The following is a 6450-nucleotide window of genomic DNA, read 5'->3' on the forward strand; positions in this document are numbered from 1 at the left end:
GCCTTTGGGGCCGCGCCGGAAAGGGGCTTTCAGCCCTGATAATCGAAGCCGCGCTCCCGCTTCGGCGGCACGTCCTTATGGCCGCTGCACAGATGGCAGGAGCAAGGACGGCAATGCGTCGCCGCATTGCGCCCGACCGCGCGCGGGGAGTGTTCCACGCCCGACAACCCGCGCGACCACAGGCCCATGATCCGACGCGCCCGCGCCTTCATGCGCTCTTCGTCCTGTCTACGCCGTGCCCGCATCGCCCGATCCTGCCGTTGCCTCATCTATGTATGAACGCGAAGCGCCATAGCCGATTTGCCTGGTAGTCGGCCAGTGGCAGCAAGTGCGCAAAGCTCGAATCGGAGGGCTGGCCTGCCACGAGCCGACAGGGCGACTGTTTGCGAGAAAAGAGCAGAATTTCCCCGCATGTCCGCGCGGCGGTTCCGCAAATTTTTCTGCACAATACCTGCACAGGCCAAAATGGCCTGTTTTTCTCATTAAATTTCAGGTGGTTCGACAAATCCAAAGATTTGGAGCGGGTGAGGGGAATCGAACCCCCGTCGTCAGCTTGGGAAGCTGCTGCTCTACCATTGAGCTACACCCGCGTTGCAGCGCCCATTGCCACGGGGGAAATGCCCCGTCAACCAATTGGGCGTCAACCGACCTGGCGCTTGGCGAGTTTGCGGGCGAGGGTGCGGCGGTGCATCCCCAGGCGGCGGGCGGCTTCGGAGATGTTGAACTCGCTGTCTTTGAGCGCCTCGTGGATATGCTCCCACTCCAGCGTCTTGATCGACGTGGGGCGGGGGGCAAGCGGGGTGGCGGTATCGCCGCCTGATCGGGCGAAGGCGGCTTCGATATCGTCGCTGTTGGATGGTTTGGCCAGGTAATTGGTCGCGCCCAGCTTGATCGCCTCCACGGCGGTGGCGATGCTGGCAAAGCCGGTCAGCACGACGATCAGCATGTCGGGATCATGGGCGTGGAGCGCCTGGACGCAGACCAGCCCCGATTGCCCGCCCAGTTTCAGGTCGACGACGGCATAGCCCGGATCATGATCGGCCAGCAGCATGGCGACCATTTCCTGGCTGTCGGCGATCAGCACGGTATAGCCGCGCCGCTCGAACGAGCGCTTGAGCGTCTTGGCGAAGGCGTCGTCATCCTCGACAATCATGAGCAGGCGGTTATCGGTCATCCTTCTCCCTCCCCAATGGCCAGCGTGCCGAGCGGCAGGCGCAGCAGGATCAGCGCGCCGCCATCCGCGCCATTGCTGGCGCTGACGCTGCCGCCGAGCTTCCGCACGACATTGACGACCAGGAACAGGCCGAGGCCACCGCCTTGCCGCCCCTTGCTGGAACGGTACGGCTTGCCGAAATCGGCCAGCATGTCGGCGCTGAAACCCGGCCCATTGTCGCGCACGGCGATGTTGAGCCACTGGCTGTCGCGGCCGACCAGCAGGTCGATATAGGTTGCGCCAGCCTCCCGCGCATTGTCGAGCAGGTTGGTGATCGCCTGCCGGATCACCGGGTCGGCGACGATGCGGGGATAGTCGTGCGGGCCGAAATCGCAGCGCAGCGGCATCCCCGGATTGGCGGCGCGCCAGCCCTGTGCCATGCTGTCGATGAAGGCGCGGACATTGGTGACCTGCGGCGCTTCGCCGCGCGCTTCGCCCGCCGACATCAATATGCCCGACAGGATCGCCTTGCACCGGGTGACGGCGGCCTGCATTTCCTCCACTTCCTCGACCAGTGCGGGGTGGGTGGTGATTTCGGGCATGTGCCGCCAGTCGCCCAGCACCACGGCGAGCGAGGAGAGGGGGGTGCCAAGTTCATGCGCCGCGCCTGATGCCAGCAGGCCCATGCGGACGATATGCTCCTCCTCCGCCGCCTGTTGCCGCAACTGCGCCAGATAGGCTTCGCGCGCCGCAAGATTGCGGGTCACGCGGGTCATGAACAGCACCAGCAGCACCGCGATCATGGTGAAACAGACCCAGGTGCCGATGATGTGGAGGTCGAACAACCGGCCCTCCAGCGTTTCGCTCAGGTCCAGCGGGCGGTAGAAGAAGGCCAGGCCCGCTGCGCACAGTGCCGAAACCGCGACGATCCCCCATACGCTCCAGCGATGCAGCAGCACCGCGCCGAGTGCGACCTGGAGCAGATAGAGCGAGATGAACGGATTGGTCGCGCCGCCGCTCATGTAAAGCTGGGCGGTGAGCGAGAGGACGTCGAACAGCAGCGCCAGGAACAGTTCGGCATGGGTGATGTCGGTGCGCCGTCGCAAGATGGCGAGGCTGGCAAGGTTCACCCCCGCCGCGATGCAGGGGACGACCAGCATCGGCACCATCGGCAGGCGGATGCCCATGCCATAATGGACGATCAGGATGGTCGCGACCTGTCCCGCCAGCGCGATCCAGCGCAACTGGACCAGCAGCGCCATATTCTTGCGCCCGGCGGCGTCGGCGGGCCACTGGCTGGGCAGCCAGCGGGCGTTGATCGGCAGGCGCGGGGTCATGGTCGGCGGCTTTGACGCATGAGGAGGATATAGGCACCCGCGACCATGGCGGCCAGACTGAACCATGTCAGCGCATAGACAAGATGATTGTTGGGGAAGCGGATGACGGTGAGGCCGCCGATGGGAAGGGTGGCGGGCTGGGGCGCGGCATCGGCGTCGATGAAATAGGTGGGCACGGTGGGCAGGGCGCGCGCGGTGGCGATGGCGGCAACGTCGCGCGAATACCAGCGGTTGGCGGAAGGATCGTTCGACCGCAGGAAGCCGCCGCCCGGTTCGGTGAGGCGCAGCAGGCCAGTGACGCGGACGGTCCCGGCGGGGCGGGCGTAGCGGGTGCGGGCATCCGGCGGCACGAAGCCACGATTGATGAGGAGGGTGGTGCCGTTGGCGCGGCGCAGCGGAGTCAGTACCCAATAGCCGGGGCCGCGGATGGTGGAGGCCTGCACCAAAGTCGCGCGATCATGCAGGAAGGTGCCGGTGGCGGTGACGCGGCGATATTCGTCCGCCTTTGTGGCGCTTTCCGGCGCGGCGACGGGGGCGGCGTGGATGCGCGCATCGACGCGGGCGATGAGGTCGCGCTTCCAGGCCAGCCGATCGACCTGCCACACGCCCAGCGCGCACAGGCCCGCAAACAGCATCGCGGCGATCAGCGTCAGGCCGACCGGAAATCGCCCTCTATGTTGGTCAGGGCGGCTACATTTGGCACGAACCGTCATGCTGAACTTGTTTCAGCATCCATTGCGCCGCCGCACCCTTCGGCTTGTGAGGCGAAATGGACCCTGAAACAAGTTCAGGGTGACGATGAAGGAGGGGGCGGCTCCATGACCGATAGCACTGCTGTGCTTGCGGGGGGATATCACGGCATCTGGCTCATATCATGCTCCATAGGGGGCATCATATTGGTGTTGAGATGATACATGACCCACATCGAACCGGACAGGGTGATGACCACCAGCACCAGCGTGAAGATGAGCGCCATCATCGACCAGCCGCCTTCGGCGCGGGTGTTCATGTGCAGGAAATAGATCATGTGGACGACAATCTGCACGACCGCGAACGCCATGATGATGAACGCGGTCGTCTGGGGATTGGCGAAGGTCTTGTTCATGACCAGCCAGAAGGGGATGGCGGTCAGCAACACCGACAGGCCGAAACCGATCATATAGCTGCCCATCGTTCCGTGGGCACCCTGCGAATGGTCGTGATCGTGCGCGCTCATCGCAGCATCCCCATGAGATAGACGAAGGTAAAGACGCCGATCCAGATGACGTCAAGAAAGTGCCAGAACATCGACAGGCACATCAGGCGGCGCTGGTTGGCGGCGATCAGACCCTTTTTGCCGACCTGCACCATCAGCGTCACCAGCCAGATGATGCCGAAGGTAACGTGCAGCCCGTGGGTGCCGACCAGCGCAAAAAAGGCGGACAGGAAGCCCGACCGCTGGGGCGTCGCGCCCTCATGGATGAGGTGCGCGAATTCATAAAGTTCGATGCCGAGGAACGCCAGACCGAACAGGCCGGTGATTGCCAGCCAGCCCTGCGTCGCGCCGACCCGGTTCTTTTCCATCGCCAGCATGGCAAAGCCATAGGTGATGGACGAGAAGAGCAGCATCGCGGTGTTGAGCGCGACGAGATTGAGGTCGAACAGGTCGCGCGGCCCCGGTCCCGCCGCATAATTGCTGCCCAGCACCGCATAGGTGGCAAACAGGCAGGCGAAGATGAGGCAATCGCTCATCAGGTAGATCCAGAAGCCCAGCGCCGTGCTGGACCCTTCGGGATGATGCGGCTCCTCGCCCAGATGGAAGAGAGGCTTGCCGTCATTGTCGAGGAAGGCGGGGTCGATTTGGGAGCGTGTGGCCATGATGTTAGCCCTTTGCTGCGAGCAGCGCGCTGCGCTCGCCTTCGGTGCGCTCGACCACATCCTTTGAGATGTAGAAATCGCGCTTGTAATTGAACGTATGGCCGATCGCGACGGCTAGGATGGCGACGAAGGACAGGCCCGCCAGCCACCACATGTACCAGATCATGCCGACCGAGAAGGCAACCGAAAGCCCCGCGATGATGATGCCGGTGCCCGTGTTGGACGGCATGTGGATCGCGGCGTAACCGGTCAGCGGACGCTGATAGCCGCGCTTCTTCATGTCGGCCCAGGCGTCGCCATCATGGATGACGGGGGTGAAGGCGAAATTATAGTCGGGCGGCGGCGAACTGGTCGCCCATTCGAGCGTGCGGCCGTCCCATGGATCGCCGGTCGTGTCGCGCAATGCCTCGCGGTTCCTAATGCTGACGGCGAACTGGATGAACATGCAGGCGATACCCGCCGCGATCATCACCGCGCCCAGCGCCGCGATCTGGAACCAGATTTGCAGGGATGGGTCATCGAACACGCGCATCCGGCGGGTGACGCCCATCAGGCCCAGCACATAGAGCGGCATGAACGCGACCCAGAAACCCACGACCCACAGCCAGAAGCTGCGCTTGCCCCAGGTCGTTTCCAGCCGGAACCCGAATGCCTTGGGCCACCAGTAGTTGATCGCCGCGAACAGGCCGAACAATACGCCGCCGATGATGACATTGTGGAAATGGGCGATCAGGAACAGCGAATTGTGCAGCACGAAGTCGGCGGGCGGCACGGCAAGCAGCACGCCGGTCATGCCGCCCACGGTGAAGGTCAGCATGAAGGCGACCGTCCACATCATCGGCAATTCGTAGCGAATGCGACCGCGATACATGGTGAAGAGCCAGTTGAAGAGCTTGGCACCCGTGGGAATCGAAATCACCATCGTCGTGATGCCAAAGAAGCTGTTGACGCTGGCGCCCGAACCCATGGTGAAGAAATGGTGCAGCCAGACCAGATAGCTGAGCAGCGCGATGACGATGGTGGCGTAGACCATCGAGCTATAGCCGAACAGGCGCTTGGACGAGAAGGTGGAGGTGACTTCGCTGAACACGCCGAACAGCGGCAGGATGAGGATATAGACTTCCGGGTGGCCCCAGATCCAGATCAGGTTCACATACATCATGGGGTTGCCGCCCATGTCGTTGGTGAAGAAGGCGGTGCCGACATAACGGTCGAGGCTGAGCAGCGCCAGCACGGCGGTCAGCACCGGGAAGGCCGCGACGATCAGCACGTTGGCGCAGAGCGATGTCCAGGTGAAGATGGGCAGCTTCATCATCGTCATGCCCGGCGCGCGCATCTTGACGATAGTGGCGATCAGGTTGACGCCGGATAAGAGCGTGCCGATGCCCGCTATCTGTAGCCCCCAGATATAATAATCGACGCCGACGCCGGGCGAATAGGCGATGCCCGACAGCGGCGGGTAGGCGAGCCAGCCGGTGCGGGCAAATTCACCCACGAACAGCGACATCATGACGATGATCGCGCCCGCCGTGGTCATCCAGAAGCTGAAATTGTTGAGGAAGGGGAAGCTGACGTCGCGCGCGCCGATCTGGAGCGGGACGATATAGTTCATGATCCCCGTGATCATCGGCATCGCGACGAAGAAGATCATGATGACGCCATGGGCGGTGAAAATCTGGTCGTAATGATGGGCGTTCAGATAGCCTTCGGAGCCGTCGAAGGCCATCGCCTGCTGGAGCCGCATCATGATCGCATCGGCAAAGCCGCGCAGGAACATGATCAGGCCCAGAATCATATACATGATGCCGATGCGCTTATGGTCCACTGTGGTGAACCAGTCGTGCCACAGCGTGCCCCACAGCCGATATTTTGTGACGAGGCCCAGTACGACCGCGCCGCCCAGCGCGACCATCAGGAAGGTGCCGATCAGGATCGGCTCATGCAGCGGCAGCGAACTCCAGTCGAGCCGACCGAAGATCAGTTTCCAGATGCCGCTATTTTCGGAGGCGGGATGCGGGGACATGGACGTTACGGCCTTGAAAGGGGGGAGGGGGATATTCCTCCCCTTGCAGGGGAGGTGTCTGGCGCAGCCAGACGGAGGGG

At 63.1% G+C, this 6450-nt stretch carries 7 protein-coding genes and 1 tRNA gene; all 8 read right to left on the reverse strand.

Translation table 11 applies throughout. The annotated features are described in order from the left end of the window. Positions 1-29: 29 nt before the first annotated feature. Complete coding sequence (locus tag EBBID32_RS13210; RefSeq protein ID WP_156022565.1) at positions 30-245, reverse strand: hypothetical protein; 216 nt, start codon at positions 243-245, stop codon at positions 30-32. A gap of 271 nt (positions 246-516) precedes the next feature. After that, positions 517-590 (reverse strand) — tRNA-Gly (locus EBBID32_RS13215). Positions 591-640: 50 nt separating this feature from the next. Continuing rightward, positions 641-1174 carry a response regulator transcription factor gene (locus EBBID32_RS13220; RefSeq protein WP_006958498.1) on the reverse strand — a complete coding sequence of 178 codons (534 nt, stop codon included), beginning with the start codon at positions 1172-1174 and terminating at the stop codon, positions 641-643. Next, entirely contained in the window at positions 1171-2490 is a 1320-nt protein-coding gene (locus EBBID32_RS13225) for an ATP-binding protein (RefSeq protein ID WP_006958500.1), read from the reverse strand. Before EBBID32_RS13225 ends, EBBID32_RS13220 begins: the two co-directional genes overlap by 4 nt. Further along, positions 2487-3203, reverse strand: coding sequence for an SURF1 family protein (locus tag EBBID32_RS13230; protein WP_006958502.1), 717 nt, complete (start codon positions 3201-3203; stop codon positions 2487-2489). The genes EBBID32_RS13225 and EBBID32_RS13230 overlap by 4 nt, the downstream gene beginning before the upstream one ends. 140 nt (positions 3204-3343) lie before the next feature. Next, on the reverse strand, positions 3344-3706 hold the full coding sequence (gene cyoD, locus EBBID32_RS13235) for a cytochrome o ubiquinol oxidase subunit IV (protein ID WP_051093349.1): 363 nt from the start codon (positions 3704-3706) through the stop codon (positions 3344-3346). Then, complete coding sequence (gene cyoC, locus EBBID32_RS13240) at positions 3703-4347, reverse strand: cytochrome o ubiquinol oxidase subunit III (protein ID WP_006958506.1); 645 nt, start codon at positions 4345-4347, stop codon at positions 3703-3705. Before cyoC ends, cyoD begins: the two co-directional genes overlap by 4 nt. Positions 4348-4351: 4 nt before the next feature. Next, positions 4352-6370 (reverse strand): cytochrome o ubiquinol oxidase subunit I, encoded by a 2019-nt coding sequence (gene cyoB, locus EBBID32_RS13245; protein ID WP_006958508.1) that lies wholly within the window; start codon positions 6368-6370, stop codon positions 4352-4354. Positions 6371-6450 lie beyond the last annotated feature (80 nt).

Source organism: Sphingobium indicum BiD32 (assembly GCF_000382885.1).
In the GTDB taxonomy this organism is placed as follows: domain Bacteria; phylum Pseudomonadota; class Alphaproteobacteria; order Sphingomonadales; family Sphingomonadaceae; genus Sphingobium; species Sphingobium japonicum_C.